Origin of the sequence: Leucobacter ruminantium (assembly GCF_017565705.1) — a bacterium.
In the GTDB taxonomy this organism is placed as follows: Bacteria; Actinomycetota; Actinomycetes; order Actinomycetales; family Microbacteriaceae; genus Leucobacter; species Leucobacter ruminantium.
In genome coordinates, this window is record NZ_JAGDYL010000038.1 from 1 (window position 1) to 18,883 (window position 18,883).

Here is an 18,883-nt window from a genome sequence, read left to right on the forward strand (position 1 = left end):
CCCCCCCCCCCCCCCCCCCACCCCTCTACCGGCCCGTCCCGGCGACCGGGTCCGAACACTGCCCACGCCATGCGCCGCCCCACGATCCCTCGCCCCAATACACTCGACCGGTGACCAGTTCTCGTTCTCTGCTCCGCGACAGCTCCGCCTCGGCCTTGGTCGCGGGTCTCGTGGTGACGCTCGTCGGCTACTCCAGCTCGCTCGTCGTCGTGCTCGAGGCCGCCCGCGCGGCGGGGCTCGACGAGGCGCGCACCGCGTCCTGGGTGTGGGCGATCTCGATCGGCAGCGGCCTGAGCGGCCTGGTGCTGACGCTGGTGACGCGCACGCCGATCATCGTGGCCTGGTCCACCCCGGGCGCCGCGCTGCTCATCGCATCCCTCGGCGGCTTCAGCTTCGGCGAGGCGGTCGGCGCATTCATCGTCGCGTCGGTCGCGGCGGCGATCGCCGGGTTCACAGGCTGGTTCGGCTGGGTGATGGACCGCGTGCCCGAGCCGCTGCTGCAGGCGCTGCTCGCGGGCGTGCTGCTGCCGTTCATCGTGAACGCGGCGCTCTCCTTCGAGGCCGCTCCCCTGCTCGCCGGGGCTGTCGCGATCACCTTCTTCGTCGGCAAGCGCTTCTTCGACCGCTACGCGGTGCTCGCCGCCCTCTTCGTCGGCATCGCCCTGGCGTTCGCGAACGGCAGCTTCTCAGGGCTGCGCATCGACTCGGTCTTCACCGTGCCGGTCTTCACGATGCCGGAGTTCAATCCCGGATCCCTGCTCACGATCGCGCTCCCGCTCTTCGTCGTGACCATGGCCTCGCAGAACGCGCCCGGCCTCGCGGTGCTGCGCTTCGAGGGGTACCACCCCAACGACCGTCTGCTCGTCGGGTCGATCTCGACCCTGTCGGCCCTGCTCGCACCGTTCGGCAACCACGCGATCAACCTCGCGGCCATCACCGCGGCGATCGCAACGAGCTCGGAGTCGCACCCCGACCGCCGGCGACGCTACGTCGCCGGCATCTCGGCCGGCGTCGCCTACCTGATCATCGGATCCTTCGGCGGCATGCTGACCGCGGTGTTCCAGGCCATTCCGTCGGCGGCCGTGACCACCCTCGCCGCCGTCGCGCTGCTCGGCTCCACGCTCGCTGCGCTGCGCGGCGCGATGCAGACCGATGTGCCCACGGGCATCGCCTCGCTCGTCACACTCGCGGTCACGATGTCGGGCGTCGTGCTGCTCAGCGCGGGCAGCGCGTTCTGGGGGCTCGTCGCGGGCGCCGCGGTCTACCTGCTGGTACGGCCGAGACGATCCGACAGGGATCGCGGGGCGGCGTAGGGATCCCTCGCCGCACGACGGAGCCCCCGCCGCGGATTGCGACGGGGGCTCCGAGCGACATCGGGGCGGATCAGCGGGAGTAGACCCGCTCTCCGCCGACCCAGGTCTCCGCGACCCGCACGGTCGAGAGCTCGGGCACCGGGGTGGTGTGGGGGTCGCGCTCGAGCACCGCGAAGTCGGCGCGCTTGCCGACCTCGAGGCTGCCGAGCTCGTCCTCGCGGCCCAGGGCGCGCGCCGCCGTGATGGTGTGCGCGCGGAGCGCCGTGTCGAGCGAGACGGCGAGGTCGTCGGAGCCGAGCTGCGTACCGCGGCGCGTGATGCGCGAGACGGCCGCCTGCAGCGCTTCCATCGGGCGCGGATCGGCGACGGGCGCGTCCGAGGAGATGGTCACGGGCACGCCTGCACGCTCGAAGTCGCCGAGCGGGTTGAAGCGCTCGCCCGGCGTGCCGATGGCCTGCTCGACGCCCTCGCCCCAGTTGAAGTGGTGCTGAGGCTGGTTGACGGGCATGATGCCGGTCTTCGCCATGCGGTCGATCTGCTCGAGCGTGGGGAGTCCGCAGTGCTCGATACGGTGACGCGCGTCGGTGTCGGGGCGGTCCTCGAGCGCCGCCTCGATCGCACTGATGACCATCTCGAGCGCGGTCGGCGACTGCGAGTGGGTGGCGGTCTGCAGACCGACGCGGTGCGCCTTGCGGATGAGCTCCGCGTAGTCGGCCGGGTCGTGGTAGAGCTGGCCCGTGCGGCAGGGGTCGCCGACGTAGCCGTCGGGGAAGTACGCCGTCCACCCGCCCAGCGTTCCGTCGGAGTAGAACTTGATGCCGGCGAAGCTCAGGTGCTCGTTGCCGAACTGCCCGTGCAGGCCCATCTCGATCGCGTCGTCGAGCAGGTGCGAAAGCAGGTACATGCTGATGCGCAGCTTGAGCTCGTCGGTCTCGGCGAGGCGCAGGTACATGTCGAACTCGCGGCGGCTCACCTGGGCGTCGCCGATCGTGGTGACTCCGCCCGCGAGGAAGTTCTCCTGGGCCGCGGCCAGCTGGCGCTTCAGCTCGTCGGGCTCGTCTCCGAGGTGGAAGTTCGGGCCGTGGTGCCCGATCTTCACGCCGTCGAGGCCGGTGAGCACGTTGCACGCGGCATCGGAGAGCTCGCCGGTGAGCTCTCCGTTCTCGTCGCGGAAGAACTCGCCGCCCTGCGGGTTCGGGGTGTCCTTCGTGACGCTGTGCAGCTCGAAGGTGTACGAGTTCACCACGCCGCCGTGGCCCGAGGCGTTCATGAGGTAGACCTCGCGGTCCGTGGCGACCTGGTCGAGCTCGAAGCGGGTGGGGTGGCGGCGCTCCTCGAGGTTGCGCTGCTCGTAGCCGTAGCCGCGGATCGGCCGGCCGGCCGGGATGGTTTCGGCGGCGGCGCGCAGCAGCTCCACGATCTCGGGGATGTTGCGGGCCTTCTCGGGACCGCAGTCGACCCAGCTCATCATCTGGCCGAGCATGAGGGGGTGGGCGTGGGCGTCGATGAAGCCGGGCACCACGGTCGTGTCGCCGAGGTCGACGAGCTCGGGGCTCAGGGCGCTCACCTCGGCGGCCGCGCCGCGGCACGAGTCGATCGTGCCGACATGGCGGATGCGGTCGTCGATCACCAGGAAGGCCTCGGGCGTGCTCCCCTCGGCGTCGAGGGCGTAGATGTTCGAGGCGGTGACGATCTTCGGCGCTGAGATCGGAGCGGCCTGGGTGAATGCGAGCTTGCGCACGTGGGTTCTCCATTCGTCGGTGGTTCGATTCAGAGAATAACCCCGCCGCGGGCTCCGCGATAGTCATTCGAGCGGCGATCATCACCGATGCCGCTGATATGGCGAGGGATCCCGGCAACTGACGCGCGAACAGGCTGCAATATCGATTCTGTGCAGAGATTATGTCGACACCGGGGGCGGGAATCTGCGACACTGCCCCCATGAACGCCTTCGACGAAGACCTGATCCGGGCCCTGCAGCGCGACGGCCGCGCCCAGTTCTCTGAGATCGCGCGCATCCTCGGCGTGCATCGCTCCGTTGTCGCGCAGCGGGTGCACGAGCTGCTGGAGACCGAGGAACTGCGCGTGATCGCCGCCGTGCACCCGCGTCTGCTGGGCTTCCCGGTGCAGGCGCACCTGGCGCTGCGCCTGGCCGGACCCACCGATCCGGTGTTCGAACGCCTCGTCGCGCTCGACAGCGCCGTCTACGTGTCGGAGATCACGGGACCGTGGCAGGCCGTCGTCGAGCTGTGGGTGCCCTCGCACGACGCACTGGCCCGCGCCATGGAGCGGGTGCGCGCGATCCCCGGAGTGGTCGAGGTGCAGCTCTCCATCTACGACCGCGTGGTGCGCACGATGTTCCTCGGCGAGGAACCCGACCCCGGCGAGCTCGAACTCGACGACCTCGACATCGCGCTCATGGCCGAACTGCAGAGCGACGGGCGCCTCACCTTCGGCGAGCTCGCCCGTCGCACGGGCCGCTCGGCGTCCGCGTGCCGGGCTCGCGTGCTGCGGCTGCTCGACTCGCGCGTCATGCAGGTCGGCGGGGTGCGACAGCGGCAGCGCAGCACGGGCGCCGTGCTGTTCGGCGTCGGCATCGCGCTCGCCGAGGGCGCGGACGCGGCCCCCGCCGGTGAGGTGGAGCAGGCGGTTCTCGACATCCCCGGTGTCGAGTTCCTCGCGCGCACCATCGGCAGACACCCGCTGATCGCCACGGTGGCCGCACGATCCCTCGCCGAGTACACGGGCATCGTCAGGGATCTGCGGGCGCACCCGGGGGTCGCCGCTGCCGAGACCTGGGTGCACGCCTCGGTCTGGCTGGAGCGCTACGACTGGAACCTGGAGCGCCTGCGCGCGCGCCGCGACTGAGCGGCGCGCGCGGCGCGTGTCAGGCGCGCTTGGCCATCGCGGTGATGAGCTCGTACACGACGTGGCTCGCGGCGACCGCGGTGATCTGCGCGTGGTCGTACGCGGGCGAGACCTCGACGACGTCCGCGCCGACGATGTTGAGGTCGGCGAGGCCGCGCAGCAGGCGCAGCATCTCGCGACTGGTGAGGCCGCCGGCCTCGGGCGTGCCCGTGCCCGGCGCGTGCGAGGGGTCGAGCACGTCGATGTCGATCGAGATGTAGAGCGGCTTGTCGGCGACGCGCTCACGGATGCGCTCGAGGGCGGCCGGGACGCCGTGCTCCTCGATGAACTCGCTCGTGACGATCTGGAAACCGAGCTCGACGTCGTCGGCCAGATCCTGCTTACCGTAGAGCGGACCCCGGGTGCCGCCGTGCATCGACGCGGTCATGTCGATGAGGCCCTCCTCCGATGCGCGGCGGAAGGGGGTGCCGTGCGTCGTGGGCGCGCCGAAGTAGGTGTCCCAGGTGTCGAGGTGAGCATCGAAGTGCAGCACCGCGACCGGCCCGTGCTTCTTGTTGATGGCGCGCAGCAGCGGCAGGGCGATCGTGTGGTCGCCGCCGATGGTCACGATCTTGTCGACCTTCTCGCCCAGTTCGGTGGCCGCGGCCTCGACCTGGTCGACGGCCTCGGTGAGGTTGAAGGGGTTCGCGACGATGTCGCCCGCGTCGACGACCTGCTGCAGCGCGAAGGGCGATGCGTCCTGCGCCGGGTTGTAGGGGCGCAGCAGACGGGAGGCCTCGCGCACGTGGGTCGGGCCGAAACGAGCGCCGGGGCGGAAGCTGACGCCGGAGTCGAAGGGCACGCCGACGACTGCGATGTCGGCGCTGGGCACGTCTTCGATGCGCGGCAGCTTGGCGAAGGTGGCGATGCCGGCGTAACGCGGGGTGAGGCTCGCGTCGACCGGGCCCTGGGGAGTGTGAGAAGTCACGATCCGTCCATCCTGAGTTGTTGCATAATAGAAAACAAATGAGTTCTTACGGTGAACTTACAGACACTATAGGCTGGTTCTCAGGCGGAGGTCAACGATCCGCAGCAAGAAGTTCGGGTGCCCGGAGCCGGGCGCGGAGAGGGGCCGTGCGATGCGACCGATCCACCCCACCGCGGGCGGGGTGCCCGTGCGGATCGGGGCCCGGCTGCGGGCCTCTCGCCTCGCTCAGGGGCTCACCCTCGAACAGCTCGCCCAGGCCTCCGGGCTCACCAAGGGCTTCATCTCGCGCGTGGAGCGCGACGAGACGATGCCGAGCGTGCCGACGCTCGTACAGGTGTGCCAGGCGCTCTCGCTGCCGGTCGGCAGCCTCTTCGAGGAGCCGGAGATGCAGCTCATCCCCCTCGCCGATGCACCGCGCATCAACATGGGCGGAACGGGTGCCGACGAGCGGCTCGTGACGCCGCGCTCCGAAGACCGGGTGCAGCTGCTCCGCTCGTCGCTCGCCGCCGACGCGTCCGGCGGCGATGCGCTCTACACGGTGAACTGCAGCGTCGAGTCGGTGCACGTGGTCTCGGGTGAGCTGCAGATCATCTTCTCGGACCGGCAGGTGCCGCTCACCGCGGGAGACACGCTCACCTTCCCCGGCCGCACACCGCACAGCTGGCGGGCCGGCCGGGAGGGCGCGGAGATCTTCTGGGTGCTCTCGCCCGCGGCGTGGAGCGGATCGGCGTAGGCGGGTCCCCTACTCCGGGAAGACGATCACGCTGCGCGTGCGCTCGCCCCGGCGCATCGCGTCGAACGCCTCATTGACCTCGTCGAGTCCCACTCTGGCGCTGATGAGCCCGTCGAGCGGCAACGCGCCCGACAGGTAGGCCCGCGCGATGCGGGGGAAGTCTCGGGCCGGCACGAGGCCCCCGTAGTTCGAGCCGATGATCGTCTTTCCCTCGTAGGCGAGCAGCAGACCGTCGATCTCGACCTTCTGCCCCTCGGGCGGCAGCCCGACGAACACGGCACGCCCGCCCGGCCTGATCAGCGACGGCAGCTGCGCCATGGTCTGGACGCGGCCGATCGCCTCGAACGCGACATCGGCGCCGCCGTCGGTGAGATCCGCGACGCGCGAAGCGAGGTCCTCCCCTCCCAGCACGCCGTGGGTGGCTCCTGCTGCGAGCGCCTCACGCAGCTTCTCCTCCGAGACGTCGACCGCGACGATCGGCGTGGCGCCCGCCAACCGGAGAGCGGAGATGATCGAGAGGCCGACGCCGCCCGATCCCACGACCACGGCCGACTCGCTGGCCTCGACCCGGGCGTTGTTCACGACGGCACCGTATCCGGTGCCGACCGAGCAGCCGATCAGGCTCGCGACCTCGAAGGGTACGCGCTCGTCGATCCTGATGGCCGCGAACTCGGGCACGACGATCGCCTCGCTCATCGCGCCGACCGCGAGGTACGGGTATCCCGCCGCACCCTGGGCGTCGCTCCACCGGGTGGTGCCGTCGGGCAGCAGCGAGTCGTTGGACTTCGCGAGGAGGCACGCCCACGGCTTTCCGGCGGCGCACTCGCCGCAGCGCTGGCAGGCCTGGTGCCACGCGATGATGACGTGATCGCCTACGCCGAGGCTCTGCACCCCCGCGCCGACCGCTTCGACGACGCCCGCGGCCTCGTGACCCATGATCGCGGGAAGCGGCACCTGCCACTCCCCCTCGAGCACGTGCCGGTCGGAGCCGCACACGCCCGCGGCGCGCACGCGCACGCGCACCTCGCCGTGCGACGGAGGGTCGAGGCGCATGCGCTCGACGCTCAGGCGTCCCTCCGCGTCACCGCGGAAGACGGCGGCGCTCACATCGATGGTCCCGGTCATGCTCGATCCCTCCTCGCGGCCGCGAACGCATCGGGCAGCCCGTACGCGCCGCGACCGCGCCGCACGTAGAGCAGGTGGCTGAGCACGAGGTGCGCGACGATCGCGATGGCGACGGTCGGCAGGCTGGCCGTGGCGTACTGGAAGAACGGCTGCGTCTCGAGCGTGATGGGGTTGTAGACCCACAGGTAGAAGGCGGAGGCGACCGCGACCGAGAGCAGCGCCGCAACGTTCACACCGCCCGTGAACCGCATCGGGTCCTCGCTCCCGCTCGCGTACAGCGCCCTGAGCGAGACCCGCTGGCGGCGCAGCACGAAGTAGTCGGCGATGATGACGCCGCAGAGCGCGGCGATGAACGCCCCCGAGATCACGACGAAGGTCATGAACTTCTCGTACATAAACGCCGGGAAGAAGGCGAGCACGGCGGGCAGCGCCAGGAAGCCGGCGCAGAGCAGCGGCCAGCGCACGCGCGCCATGGCACGGCCGCTCGACTGCTTCAGCGCGAGCACCGTCGAGTAGGCGATCGAGGCCATGCTGGTGACGTTGGCGAAGCCCACGAAGAGGAGCGTGAGAATGCCGAGGATCGGGCCGCCGAGGGGCACCATCCACGCGGTCGGATCGGCCTCGCCGATCATCAGCGCGGCCGCCATGCCGACTATCTGGGCGACGACGGTGCCGAGGAAGATGCCGCCGTACGCGGGCCACATCGCAGCCTTCGGGGTGCGGGTGAGGCGGGCGAGGGTGCCCATGACCGGCCACCACGAGAGCCCGGCGCCGAGATTGAACTCCACGGCCATCATGAAGTTGAGCTGCTCGTTCTCGAACGGCGCCATCGCGGGCGCCTCCAGCAGGTCGGACCAGGAATGCTGCGACATGAGCATGACCATCATGAGCACGACGATCACGATGAGGCCCGGGGCGACGAAGCGATTGAGCCTGCTGATCGTGACGGGGCCGCGCGACAGCACCACCCAGCCCGCGACGATCGCGAGCAGGGCGAAGACGGTCACGATCGGCCCGTACGGCGCGAAGCCCGCGTCGAAGGCCTGATTCGAGATCTCGGTGAAGGCCCGACCGAACAGCACGCCGAGCAGCGAGGTCCACCCCATCTCGGTGAGCAGCACGACCGTGAAGACGACGATGCCGACGCCCACGATGCCGAACACCGACTTCAGCGCGCGGTACTGCTCGACCCCGAGGCGCTGGCTCAGCACGACGCTGCCGAGCACCATGATGCCGAGACCGAGGCTGTTGCCGATGAGCATGGTCGCGACGCCGTCGACGAACCCGACGAGCAGCACGGTGGCACCGCCCGTGAGGAAGGCCCAGGTGGCGATCGCGAGGCTGATGGTCACCCAGCTGAAGTCTCCGGCACCCCAGGTGCGCTCGCTCTTGAGCAGGGGGAGGGATCCGTAGGTGGCCTCTGCGGCGACCTCCTGCTCGACGCTCTCAGGCGCCCCCGCGGCCCGCGCGCTCACAGCGACGCCCCGATCCATGCGGCCGCGACGACGCCCACGACGACCGCGATGAACGCGGTGATCGCGCCGCCGCTCAGCATCGCGTGCGCCGGGTCGGAGACCTCGACGGTCTCGAGCTCGGAGAGACGTCGTTCGAGTTCCTCCTCGAGCGGTGACTGCTGGTTCATGTGGACAGACCTCCTCGTGCATCCGTTCCGCGACCGCGGGCTGCTCGGGCCAGCTTAGGTCAGAGGCGCGCCCCGAGGAATGCAATATCGCACCCCGATGCGGTCACTGGTGCGCAGATGCACCGATCTCGGACGATTCGATACTCCGACCCCTCATCGGTCCCTTCGTTCGTGCATAATTGCCAGAACGATCCCGAGCGATTTCCGAGGCGGTGGCATGGAGCACGACGAGGATTCCGAGGAGCTGCGCCTGCGCGTGCTCCGCGCACTGCGGTACAACGGCAGGGAGAGCTACTCCCGGATCGCAGCGCAGCTCGGCACCACGCGACGGCAGGTCACGCGCTTCGTCGCGCAGGCCATCGAACGCCGCGAGCTCCAGATCACCGTCTCCATCAGCCCCGACCTGCTGGGCCTCGAGCGCTTCGCCTACCTCCAGCTGCTCGTGGACGGGCCGATCAGGCCGATCAGGGAAGCCCTCGTCGCGATGCCCGAGACCACTTTCGTCGCCGACATCAGCGGCCCCTACGCGATCGACGCCGAGATCAGAGTGGCAGCCGACCCGCATCTCCGCGAGACGGTGGACGCGATCCGCCGCCTCCCCGGCGTGCGCGACGTGCGCATGCACCTCTACGAGAGCATCGACATCAACCTCTACTCGCCGCTGCGCACCGGACGCACGGAGTTCGCCGTCGACGAGATCGACCGCGTCATCGTGCAGCATCTGCAGCAGGACGGGCGGGCCACCTTCCGCGAGCTCGGCGAGGCGGCGGGCGTCTCCCCCAGCGGAGCGCGACTGCGACTCGAAAGACTCACGCGCCACGGCGCGGTCAAGGTCGTCGGCATCCCGGTGCGCGGCAACCGCTCCGAGATCCCCTCCCTCGGGGTGGGCGTCAACGCGGCCGGCCGCCTCGAAGACGCCGTCGCGCACGTGCGGGCGCTCGAACCCGAGTTCCTCGCGATCACCGTGGGCCGCTACGATCTCATCGCCACCCTGTCGGCCGACAGCACGGAGGAGCTGCTCGATCTGGCCGACCGCCTCAGGCGGCACCCCGAGATATCTGGAATCGACACGTGGGCGAACCTGCGCATCGTCAAGGAGCAGTACGGCGAGGGCGACCGGATCAGCGCCAGCCGGAGTAGACCTCGGGTCGGCGATCGCGCAGGTAGTCCGCCCCCGTCTCCACCGGTATGACGTCGGGGATATCCGCGAGCAGCAGCTCGCTGCCGCGCCCCGCCGCGGCGTGCACCGCGCCGTCGCGGCCGGCCACCACGCTCAGCCCCGCGAAGGTGTCGGGAGAGGGATTCCCGTCGCCCCCGACCGCGTGGTCGGCATAGGCGACGACCAGGGAGTTCTCGGCGGCGCGAGCGCGCACGAGCACCTCGGGGATGTAATCCGAGACGCCGTCGATGGCGGTCGGGACGAGCACGAGGTCGGCTCCGCGCTCGGCGAGGGATCGAATGGGCTCCGGGAACTCGATGTCGTAGCAGATCTGGAAACCGACGCGGCGGCCGTTCCACTCCGCGACCCCCGGGCGGTCGCTCGAGGCAGTGAAGGCGAGCGGCTCGTCGGAGCCCCACAGGTGCACCTTCTCGTAGCGCAGCACCTCGACGCCGTCCGCGTCCCACAGCCCAGCCGCGATGGCGAAGCTGCCGTCGGCCCTGGCCGCGGGGAAGCCCGAGGCGACGGCGATGCCCGCCTCCTTCGCGATGCGCGCGAGAGCTGCGGGGATCCCTGCCACGCGCTCCGCGGTCAACCATCCGGCGAGCTCGCGCGGGGCGTAGCCGCTGATGAACAGCTCGGGGGCGAGCAGCAGCTCCGCGCCGGCCTCCCGAGCGCGCGCGGCGGCGTCCCGGATCGTGGAAAGGTTGCGCTCGAGATCGAGCGGAACCGCCTCCCCCTGCAGCAGTGCGATGCGCATGCGGATCCCTCGCCTTCTACGCGGTGACGCCGGCGAGCGTCTTCTTGCCCCGGCGCAGCACGGCGTAGCGGCCGTGCAGCAGGTCGGAGGCGCCGAGCACCCGGTCCTCGGCCTCGACCGCGACGTTGTTGACGTAGACGCCGCCCTGAGCGATCGCACGGCGGCCCTCTCCGAGACTCTTCACGAGGCCTGCGTCGACCATGAGCTGGGTGACGAGGGATCCCTCGCCCCCCGCAGCCCGGGGCAGCTCGCCGATGGCGCCTCGCAGCGAGACCTCGTCGAGCGCGGCGAGGTCGCCGCGGCCGAACAGCGCCTCGGAGGCGTCGATCGCGCCCTGCGCCGCCGCGGAACCGTGCACGAGGGTCGTCACCTCGAGCGCGAGCCGCTTCTGCGCCGCGCGCTTGAAGGGCTCCTCGGCCACCTGGCGCTCGTAGTCCTCGATCTCGGCGCGGCTCAGGAATGTGAACACCTTGAGCCGCGCGATCACGTCGGCGTCGGCCTGATTCAGCCAGAACTGGTAGAAGGTGTAGGGCGAGCACATCTCGGGGTCGAGCCAGATCGCGTTGCCCTCGCTCTTGCCGAACTTCGTTCCGTCGGCGTTCGTGATGAGCGGGGTGCCGATCGCGTGGGCCGACCTGCCCTCCACCTTGCGGATGAGGTCGGTGCCGCTCGTGAGGTTGCCCCACTGATCGCTGCCGCCCGACTGCAGCAGGCAGCCGTACTGCCGGTAGAGCTCCAGGAAGTCGTAGCCCTGCAGGATCTGGTAGCTGAACTCGGTGTAGCTGATGCCCTCCTCGGAGTTCAGGCGGGCCGCGACCGCGTCCTTCTTCAGCATCGTTCCCACGCGGAAGTGCTTGCCGATCTCGCGCAGGAAGTCGATCGCGCTCAGCGGCGCCGTCCAGTCGAGGTTGTTGACGAGCCGCACCGCGTTGTCGCCCTCGCTCGAGAGGAAGCGGCTCACCTGACCCTGCAGGCGCGTCACCCACTCGGCCACGGTGTCGCGGCTGTTGAGCGTGCGCTCGGCCGTGGGGCGCGGGTCGCCGATGAGGCCCGTCGAGCCGCCCACGAGGCCGAGGGGCTTGTGGCCCTTGAGCTGCAGGCGGCGCAGCAGCAGCAGCTGCACGAGGTTGCCGAGGTGCAGGCTGGGCGCCGTGGGGTCGAAGCCGCAGTAATAGGTGAACGGCTCGCCCTCGAGCAGCTCGGACAGGGCACCCTGGTCGGTCGAGACGTGGATCAGCCCGCGCCACTCCAGCTCGTCCCAGAGGGTTTCGAAGCTGTCGTCGTTGCGCTGGGCGGCCAGGATCTCGGCGCGTTCGTTCACTGCAGACACGCCAGCCATCGTACCGCGCGCAGGGGCGCTGCGGGCGCCGCCCGTGCCCCGTCAGCGCGCTACCCGCACCCTGCCCGCGCGCGAGCTGCGCCCCGCCTGCCTCACGTCGTTCGGACCAGGAACGTATTTCGGAGCGAATCGCCCCGTTCCGTCCGAACGACGGCGCTCATCCGAATGACGGACGCCCCTGCGACAGGTGCACCGTGCGGCGCGGGATAGGCTGGTGGGCACGAGCGAGGGGAGTTCGAATGCCGCAGCCTGCGCCGCTCCGTATCGGGCTGCTCGAGGATCAACCGCTCTTCCGGGAGATGCTGCAGCATCTGCTCGGCTCCGTGCCGGGGCTCCGCGTCTCACCCGCAGCCGACTGCGCGCAGGCGCTCACAGGGTGGAACGCCCGCGAGCTCGACGTCGTGCTGCTCGATGTCGAACTGCCCGACGGCTCCGGGCTCGATGTCGGCCGTGAGCTGCAGCGCACCAACCCCGAGCTCGGGATCGTACTGCTCTCCGCGATCGATCGATCCCGCGTCCTGCTCGAACTCGACGAGAGCGAGCGGGCGCGCTGGAGCTACCTCTCGAAGCGCTCCTCGACCTCCGCTTCCACCCTCGTCCGCGCGCTGCGGGCGACCGCGGCCGGCCGCTGCGTCGTCGATCCGTCCGTCATCGCGGGCAAGGGCGCCAGGGCCGGCAGCCGGCTCGCGTCGCTCAGCGAACGGCAGCGGCAGGTGCTCGATCTGCTCGCCGAAGGGCTCACCAATCAGGCCATCGCGACGCAACTGGGAATCGCCCTCAACTCGGTCAGCAACCACGTGAACGCGATCTACGCGCAGCTCGACATCGACCGCGAGCAGCTCAATCCGCGCGTCGCGGCCGTGCGGATCCTGCTCGAGGAGAGCGTGTGACGAGCGCATACGGCGATACCCGCTCCGACCGCATCGCCGATCGCCGATTGCTGCTGTTCGGCATCGTGGTGACCGGAGGCTTCTTCTCGTTCGGCGCCGCGGCGCAGTCGATGCTCGTGATCGAAGTCGCCCACATCTCCTACGCCGGCCACGCGCTCCATCCCGTGCTCGAGGCCGCACTGCGCTTCTCGATCGGGCTCGCCGCCGCGCTCATCATCGGCGGCTGCGCCGTGTGGTGGAGGCTCACCGACCGGACGCCGTCGGAAACCATCCTGCTCGGCATCGCAGCGGTCCTGCTCGCGAGTGCCGCACGCGCTCTGCTGCAGCTGCTGTTCGGGGTTCACCCCGAACAGATCGAGGCGGTGAAGGACGCGATCGTCGCCCTCCCGATCGGTCTGCTGGTGCTGGGGCTCGGCATGGCGCTCGTCTCCCTGACCCGCAGGGCGAGGGAGGCAGAACGCGAGCGCCGGACTTCCGCGGTGCGTGCCGTCGAGGCGCTCGATCAGCTGCAGCAGGAGGAGTTGCGCGTGCGCCGCGAGGTGGCCGACGCGTTGCACGGCACGATGCAGAATCGCTTCCTGCTCATCGGAGCGCGCCTCGGCGAGGCCGCCGACACCATCGAGGCCGATCTCGACGAGCGAGGCGCCGCCGAGCTGCGCGAACGACTGAACGGGGTGCGCGACGAGCTCGACGGGCTGCGCGAGCACGAGCTGCGCGAGCTCAGCATCGCGCTCTACCCCGAGGCGCTGGATCACGGTATCGTGCCGGCGTGCCGTGCGCTCGTGGCCCGCATCCCGCGCTCGATCCCCGTGGACTTCGACATCGCGGGCGCGCCGTCTGCCGATCCCTTCGACCGCACCGCGCGACTGCTGCTCGTGCGCGTGGTCGAGGAGGGCGTCTCGAACGCGCTGCGCCACGGAGAGGCGACCGAACTCGCCCTCACGATCGCGCAGCGCGACGACGCCTACATGATCGAGGTACGTCACCGCGGCGTCGAGCCCGTCGAGGCGCCCCGGCTCAGCGGGCTGGCGCGGCTGCGGTCGCGGCTCGCCGTCCTCGACGGTGCGCTCGAACTCGCGAACGCGCCGGGCGGAGGAGTGCTCACCGCCAGGATCCCTCTCCCCTGACCCGCCAGGCGTACGCTCCCGCGGGGAGGCTCGTCGGTAGATGTCCGGAATCCCGGGCAGACGCCTACTGCCCACCCAGGGCGTCCGGGCACGGGGACCGATGCTACTCCGCGCGGAACTCGGCGATGCGCTCGGCCAGGCGGGCCAGCTGCTCGTCGACGCGCACGCGCGCGGTGCCGCCGACTCCCACGCGGGAGTTCACGGATCCCTCGACCGTCAGCACCTCGCGCACACCGAGGGTGAGGTGCGGTGAGATCGAGGCGAGCTCCTCGTCTCCCGGTTCATGCAGCTCCATGCCGCGCTCCTCGCAGTAGCGCACCAGCTCGCCCGAGATCTCGTGCGCGTCGCGGAAGATGACGCCCTGCTTCACCAGCCACTCCGCGACGTCGGTCGCGAGCGAGAAGCCCTGCGGCGCGAGCTCGGCCATGCGCTCCGTGTCGAAGGTCATCGTGGCGACCATGCCGGTGAAGGCGGGCAGCAGCACCTCGAGCTGGTTCACGGAGTCGAAGACGGGCTCCTTGTCCTCCTGCAGGTCGCGGTTGTAGGCGAGTGGGAGGCCTTTAAGCGTCGCGAGCAGCCCGGTGAGGTTGCCGATCAGGCGGCCCGACTTGCCGCGCGCGAGCTCGGCGATGTCGGGGTTCTTCTTCTGCGGCATGATGCTGGAACCCGTCGAGTAGCCGTCGTGCAGGCGCACGAAGCCGAACTCCTTGGTGTTCCAGATGATGATCTCCTCCGCGAGGCGCGAGAGGTCGATGCCGATCTGGGCGCAGATGAACGCGAACTCCGCGACGACGTCGCGGGCCGCAGTGCCGTCGATGGAATTCTCGAGCGGGTCGCCGAGGCCGAGCTCCGCCGCGACGAGGCGGGGGTCGAGGCCGAGCGACGATCCGGCGAGCGCACCGCCGCCGTAGGGCGAGGCGCTCGCGCGCCGCGACCAGTCGCGCAGGCGCTCGAGGTCGCGCACGATCGGCCAGGCGTGGGCCGCGAGCTGGTGAGCGAGCAGCACGGGCTGGGCGTGCTGCAGGTGCGTGCGGCCCGGCAGGATCGCGTCGGGGTGCTTGCCCGCCTGCTCGGCGATGGCGTCGAGCAGGTCGAGCAGGTGGGCCCGGATGATCGCGGCGTGATCGAGCAGGTAAAGCCGCACGAGCGTGGCGATCTGGTCGTTGCGGCTGCGGCCCGCGCGGAGCTTGCCGCCGAGCTGCACGCCCGTGATCTCGATGAGCAGGCGTTCGAGAGCGGAGTGCACGTCCTCGTCGTCCTCGGCGGGAAGCGCGCGGCCGTCTTCCACGCGCGCGGCGAGCTCGTCGAGGGCGGAGCGCATGTCTTCGAGCTCCTGCGCGCTGAGGTAACCGGCTGCGGCGAGCGCCGAGGCGTGCGCCTTGGAGCCGCGGATGTCGTACTGCGCGAGCACCCAGTCGAACTGCGTCGACTTGCTCAGCGCGGCGAGGGCCGGCGAGGGGCCGCTCGCGAATCGCCCGCCCCAGAGCGCGCCTGCCTCGGCTGCGCGGTTGCCGGTCTCGTCGTGCGTGTTCTCGGTAGCCTCAGTCACCCGTCCAGCCTACCGCCGGAGCCATATGGACGTGACACGAGCGGCGGGCGGAGCACTCGGGAAAGAGAGCGCATCGGGGCCGCATGGCGCGACGGAGGAGCGACAGGCGAGGGGTCCCCGCCTAGCGAACGGCCGAGTGCTCCGCCCGCCGCGGGAGTCGATCAGGCGCGATCCAGCAGCCACGCCATCAGCGCCTTCTGCGCGTGCGTGCGGTTCTCCGCCTCGTCCCAGACGACGCTCTGCGGGCCGTCGATCACCTCGGGCGCGACCTCGTACTCGCGATAGGCGGGCAGGCAGTGCAGGAAGATCGCGTCGTCCTTCGCGTGCGCCATGAGTTCGGGGGTCACCCGGTAGGGGTTGAAGATGGCGATACGGTCGGCCTTCTCGCCCTCCTGCCCCATCGACACCCAGGTGTCGGTGATGACGGCGTCGGCGTCGGCCACCGCCTCGGCGGGGTCCGTGAACAGGCTGACCGAGCCGCCGGTCTCGCCAGCGATGCGCACGGCGTCTTCGACAATGTCGGGGCGCGGGTGGTACCCCTCGGGGCCCGCGACACGGATGTGCATGCCCGCCGTCGCGAAGCCGAGCAGGTAGGAGTGGCCCATGTTGTTGGCTGCGTCGCCCACGTAGGTGGCCGTCAGGCCCGCGAGCTCGCCCTTGCGCTCGGCGATCGTCTGCAGGTCGGCGAGGATCTGGCAGGGGTGGAAGTCGTCGCTGAGCGAGTTGATCACGGGCACGGTCGCGTGCGCGGCCATCTCCTCGAGCCCGGAGTGCGCGAAGGTGCGCCACACGATGAGCGACACCATGCGCGAGAGCACCCGCGCGGTGTCGGAGATCGACTCCTTGACGCCGAGCTGGGCCTCCCCCGGGTTCACGATGATCGGGTTGCCGCCGAGCTCTGCGACGCCCGCGGCGAAGCTGAAGCGGGTTCGGGTAGAGGTCTTGTCGAAGAACACGGCAGCCGACCGCGGGCCCTCGAGGGGACGCCGCGAGAACGGCTCGCGCTTCAATTCGGCTGCGAGCCGCAGCACCTCCCGCTGCTCGGCGGGGCTCAGATCGTCATCGCGCAGGAAGTGTCTGGTCACGCGCCCAGTGTAGCGATCCCTCGACCGCCGAGCGGGCACCCAGACGAGGCGCAAGATAGGCAATCTGCGGTAGATATGCCGAAAATGGCCGAAAGCGCCATATCTTCCGCAGATCACATATCTACGGCGGGTGGCAGGAGGGTGCGGGCCCGGGGAGGGATCCCTCGGCCTCAGCCCAGCCCGAGCTCCGGCGCGGGCAGCCCGTATTCGCGGCGCAGCGCGGCGCGCGCGGCGTACCACCCCGAGAGCCCGTGCACGCCCGGCCCCGGCGATGCCGACGAGGAGCACAGGTAGAGGCCCGGCACCGGCGTGCGCCAGGGTTCGGCCGAGACGATCGGGCGGGCGAGCAGCTGCCGCATCGTCACGGCGCCCGCACTGAAATCGCCTCCGGCGTAGTTGCGGTTGTAGTCGGCGAGCTGTGCAGCGGTCGTGACGCGCACGTCGACGATGCGGTCGCGGAAGCCGGGGGCGAAGCGCTCGATCTGATCGATCACCGGCCCCGACATGTCGACGTTCGAGCCGCTCGGCACGTGGGTGTAGCTCCAGATCGCGTTTACGCCCTCAGGATTCCGCGAGGGATCGAGCCCGGCCGTCTGAGCGAGCAGCACGTAGGGGCGCTCGGGGTGGCGCCCGCGCGCGACCTCCTGCTCGGCGGCCGCACCCTCGCGGCGCGAGCCGCCGAGGTGCACGGTCGGCGCATCGGACACCCGCGGGTCGCGCCACGGGATGGGTCCGTCGAGCACGAAGTCGACCTTCGTGGCGGCGTCGCCGAAGCGGAAGCGCGCGAGCGCGCGCCGGTAGCGTGCCGGCAGGGCTTCCCCGGCGATGCGCAGCAGGCCCCTCGCCGAGGTGTCGAGGAGCTTCACCCGGTAGCCGTCGAGTTCGGCGAGGTCGTCGATCGGGTGCGAGGTCTCGATGCGTCCGCCGTGCGCGAGGAGATCGGCGGCGAGCGCGTCGGTGATGGCGCGCGAACCGCCGATCGGCACGGGCCAGCCGACGGTGTGGGCGAGCGCACCGAGCACGGTGCCGACGGCGGCGGTCGCGAGATTCGGCATGCGCCCGATGCTGTGGGCGGCAACGCCGGAGATCAGCGCGGGCGCGGCCTCCTCGCGAAAGCGGAGGTTCCAGAGCGGCGTGCCCTGCTCGAAGGTGCGCAGCCCTGTGAGCACCGCGGCGATCGGGTCGCGCGGCACCCGCACCATGCTGCCGCCGAGCGCGAAATCGACAACTCCCTCGAGGCGGCGCAGCAGCGGCCTGTAGAAGCGGGCGTAGGCGGCGCCGTCGAGGCCCAGCTCGGCCGCCGTGCGGTCGAGGCTGCGGTAGGCGATGGCGGCGCGATCCCTGCCCCCGCTGCGGAGCGGGGAGCCGGCTGCGCCGTCGAGCGGGTTGGCGAAGGAGACCTCGGGGATCGCGAACTCCATGCGCCGCTCGAGTTCGAACGCTCTGAAGAAGCCGGTCGCGAGCGCCATCGGGTGGATGGCCGAGCAGACGTCGTGGAGCACGCCGGGACGCACGAGCTCGGTTGTGCGCGTGCCGCCGCCGATCGTCTCTGCCGCCTCGAAGACGGTGACGGGAACGCCCGCCCGGGCGAGTGTCACCGCGGCCGCGAGGCCGTTAGGCCCGGCGCCCACGATCGCGGCGCGATCCGAATGGGTCATGCCTCCAGGCTACCGGGGAGCCGCCGCCGCGGCGAGCCGCCGACTGAGGGCGCGCATGCCGTTCGGAGGGATCCGTGCCAGAGTAGGAGCACCCGACCCGATGGGAGACCGAAGATGCGCGTTGCGGCAGCATTCCTCGCCGATGCGGCAAACCTGCGCGAAGGCACACTCGGCGTGCTATCGGGCTTCATCAACACGATCAACCGGGAGCAGTTCCCCGCGCCCCTCGGCGCGACGCTCGTCGTGGTCGTCGAGTACGACGAGAACGAGGCGAGGCGAGGCGACCCCGAGCGCAGCTTCCGCGCCCGGTGCGAGCCGGCCATCGGCGGGCCGTCGCTCTTCAACCTCGAGGGCAACTTCAGCCTCGGCGGCGGTAACGACAGCTTCGGCTACATCCCGATGATCTTCCCGCTGGCCGAAGCCCAGATCCCCGAGCCCGGCAGCTACCGCATCATCTTCGAGGGCACGGGTCTCGAGCGCGTCGACGTGCGCTTCTACGCGAACTCCACGGCCCTGCCTTCACTCGACGACACGGAGTAGCTGTACCCGGTCAGGACGTTGGTTCCAGTCGGCTGATCGGTGGGAAGCCTCTCAGGGCTGAGTGGCAGCGTCCAGTGTTGTAGAACTCGAGCCAGGGTGCAAGCGCCCTCGTGCGTTCCGTGTTCGTG

The 18,883-nt window shown here is 70.5% G+C and carries 17 protein-coding genes and 1 pseudogene; 7 read left to right on the forward strand and 11 right to left on the reverse strand.

Going from position 1 to position 18,883, the window contains the following annotated elements; translation table 11 throughout:
• Positions 1 to 110 precede the first annotated feature (110 nt).
• On the forward strand, positions 111 to 1,313 hold the full coding sequence (locus tag J4H91_RS14485; protein WP_208046964.1) for a benzoate/H(+) symporter BenE family transporter: 1,203 nt from the start codon (positions 111 to 113) through the stop codon (positions 1,311 to 1,313).
• A gap of 70 nt (positions 1,314 to 1,383) precedes the next feature.
• Here J4H91_RS14485 and J4H91_RS14490 read toward each other — a convergent pair whose 3' ends face one another.
• Entirely contained in the window at positions 1,384 to 3,054 is a 1,671-nt protein-coding gene (locus J4H91_RS14490) for an amidohydrolase family protein (protein ID WP_208046965.1), read from the reverse strand.
• 200 nt (positions 3,055 to 3,254) lie between these two features.
• On the opposite strand from J4H91_RS14490, the gene J4H91_RS14495 reads away from it, so the two are divergent.
• Positions 3,255 to 4,181 (forward strand): Lrp/AsnC family transcriptional regulator, encoded by a 927-nt coding sequence (locus J4H91_RS14495; protein ID WP_208046966.1) that lies wholly within the window; start codon positions 3,255 to 3,257, stop codon positions 4,179 to 4,181.
• Between the two features lie 19 nt (positions 4,182 to 4,200).
• Here J4H91_RS14495 and speB read toward each other — a convergent pair whose 3' ends face one another.
• Positions 4,201 to 5,148, reverse strand: a complete 948-nt coding sequence (gene speB / locus J4H91_RS14500) for an agmatinase (protein ID WP_208046967.1) — start codon at positions 5,146 to 5,148, stop codon at positions 4,201 to 4,203.
• Positions 5,149 to 5,299: 151 nt separating this feature from the next.
• On the opposite strand from speB, the gene J4H91_RS14505 reads away from it, so the two are divergent.
• The gene (locus J4H91_RS14505; RefSeq protein ID WP_208046968.1) at positions 5,300 to 5,881 is read left to right on the forward strand and encodes a helix-turn-helix domain-containing protein; all 582 of its coding nucleotides are present in this window, start codon (positions 5,300 to 5,302) and stop codon (positions 5,879 to 5,881) included.
• Positions 5,882 to 5,890: 9 nt separating this feature from the next.
• Here the strand turns inward: J4H91_RS14505 and J4H91_RS14510 are convergent, their stop codons facing one another.
• From J4H91_RS14510 to J4H91_RS14520, 3 genes are read right to left on the reverse strand one after another with little or no spacing between them, the layout of a single operon-like run.
• Entirely contained in the window at positions 5,891 to 7,006 is a 1,116-nt protein-coding gene (locus J4H91_RS14510) for an alcohol dehydrogenase catalytic domain-containing protein (protein ID WP_208046969.1), read from the reverse strand.
• Complete coding sequence (locus J4H91_RS14515; RefSeq protein ID WP_341783565.1) at positions 7,003 to 8,481, reverse strand: purine-cytosine permease family protein; 1,479 nt, start codon at positions 8,479 to 8,481, stop codon at positions 7,003 to 7,005. The genes J4H91_RS14510 and J4H91_RS14515 overlap by 4 nt, the downstream gene beginning before the upstream one ends.
• Positions 8,478 to 8,648, reverse strand: coding sequence for a hypothetical protein (locus J4H91_RS14520; RefSeq protein ID WP_208046971.1), 171 nt, complete (start codon positions 8,646 to 8,648; stop codon positions 8,478 to 8,480). The genes J4H91_RS14515 and J4H91_RS14520 overlap by 4 nt, the downstream gene beginning before the upstream one ends.
• Positions 8,649 to 8,865: 217 nt before the next feature.
• Here J4H91_RS14520 and J4H91_RS14525 point away from each other — a divergent pair, with 217 nt between their 5' ends.
• Entirely contained in the window at positions 8,866 to 9,840 is a 975-nt protein-coding gene (locus J4H91_RS14525) for an Lrp/AsnC family transcriptional regulator (RefSeq protein ID WP_208046972.1), read from the forward strand.
• On the opposite strand, the gene J4H91_RS14530 is transcribed toward J4H91_RS14525, so the two are convergent.
• Together J4H91_RS14530 and tyrS are read right to left on the reverse strand one after the other, a co-directional pair.
• Positions 9,770 to 10,567, reverse strand: a complete 798-nt coding sequence (locus J4H91_RS14530) for a nitrilase-related carbon-nitrogen hydrolase (RefSeq protein WP_208046973.1) — start codon at positions 10,565 to 10,567, stop codon at positions 9,770 to 9,772. The two genes, J4H91_RS14525 and J4H91_RS14530, sit on opposite strands and share 71 nt — an antisense overlap.
• A gap of 16 nt (positions 10,568 to 10,583) precedes the next feature.
• On the reverse strand, positions 10,584 to 11,906 hold the full coding sequence (gene tyrS, locus J4H91_RS14535) for a tyrosine--tRNA ligase (protein ID WP_208046974.1): 1,323 nt from the start codon (positions 11,904 to 11,906) through the stop codon (positions 10,584 to 10,586).
• A 239-nt stretch (positions 11,907 to 12,145) separates the two neighbouring features.
• Here tyrS and J4H91_RS14540 point away from each other — a divergent pair, with 239 nt between their 5' ends.
• The gene (locus J4H91_RS14540) at positions 12,146 to 12,796 is read left to right on the forward strand and encodes a response regulator transcription factor (RefSeq protein WP_208046975.1); all 651 of its coding nucleotides are present in this window, start codon (positions 12,146 to 12,148) and stop codon (positions 12,794 to 12,796) included.
• On the forward strand, positions 12,793 to 13,923 hold the full coding sequence (locus J4H91_RS14545) for a sensor histidine kinase (protein ID WP_208046976.1): 1,131 nt from the start codon (positions 12,793 to 12,795) through the stop codon (positions 13,921 to 13,923). Before J4H91_RS14540 ends, J4H91_RS14545 begins: the two co-directional genes overlap by 4 nt.
• 103 nt (positions 13,924 to 14,026) lie before the next feature.
• Here the strand turns inward: J4H91_RS14545 and argH are convergent, their stop codons facing one another.
• The 3 genes from argH to J4H91_RS14560 all read right to left on the reverse strand — a co-directional run bounded on the left by argH (position 14,027) and on the right by J4H91_RS14560 (position 18,215).
• Positions 14,027 to 15,472 (reverse strand): argininosuccinate lyase, encoded by a 1,446-nt coding sequence (gene argH, locus J4H91_RS14550; protein ID WP_208046977.1) that lies wholly within the window; start codon positions 15,470 to 15,472, stop codon positions 14,027 to 14,029.
• Positions 15,473 to 15,633: 161 nt separating this feature from the next.
• Positions 15,634 to 16,557, reverse strand: a complete 924-nt coding sequence (gene argF, locus J4H91_RS14555) for an ornithine carbamoyltransferase (RefSeq protein ID WP_208046978.1) — start codon at positions 16,555 to 16,557, stop codon at positions 15,634 to 15,636.
• 170 nt (positions 16,558 to 16,727) lie between these two features.
• Positions 16,728 to 18,215, reverse strand: coding sequence for a phytoene desaturase family protein (locus J4H91_RS14560; protein WP_208046979.1), 1,488 nt, complete (start codon positions 18,213 to 18,215; stop codon positions 16,728 to 16,730).
• A 114-nt stretch (positions 18,216 to 18,329) separates the two neighbouring features.
• Here J4H91_RS14560 and J4H91_RS14565 point away from each other — a divergent pair, with 114 nt between their 5' ends.
• On the forward strand, positions 18,330 to 18,755 hold the full coding sequence (locus J4H91_RS14565; protein ID WP_208046980.1) for a DUF6941 family protein: 426 nt from the start codon (positions 18,330 to 18,332) through the stop codon (positions 18,753 to 18,755).
• A gap of 10 nt (positions 18,756 to 18,765) precedes the next feature.
• Here J4H91_RS14565 and J4H91_RS14570 read toward each other — a convergent pair.
• Positions 18,766 to 18,883, reverse strand: a pseudogene (locus J4H91_RS14570) (IS481 family transposase); the annotation flags it as partial.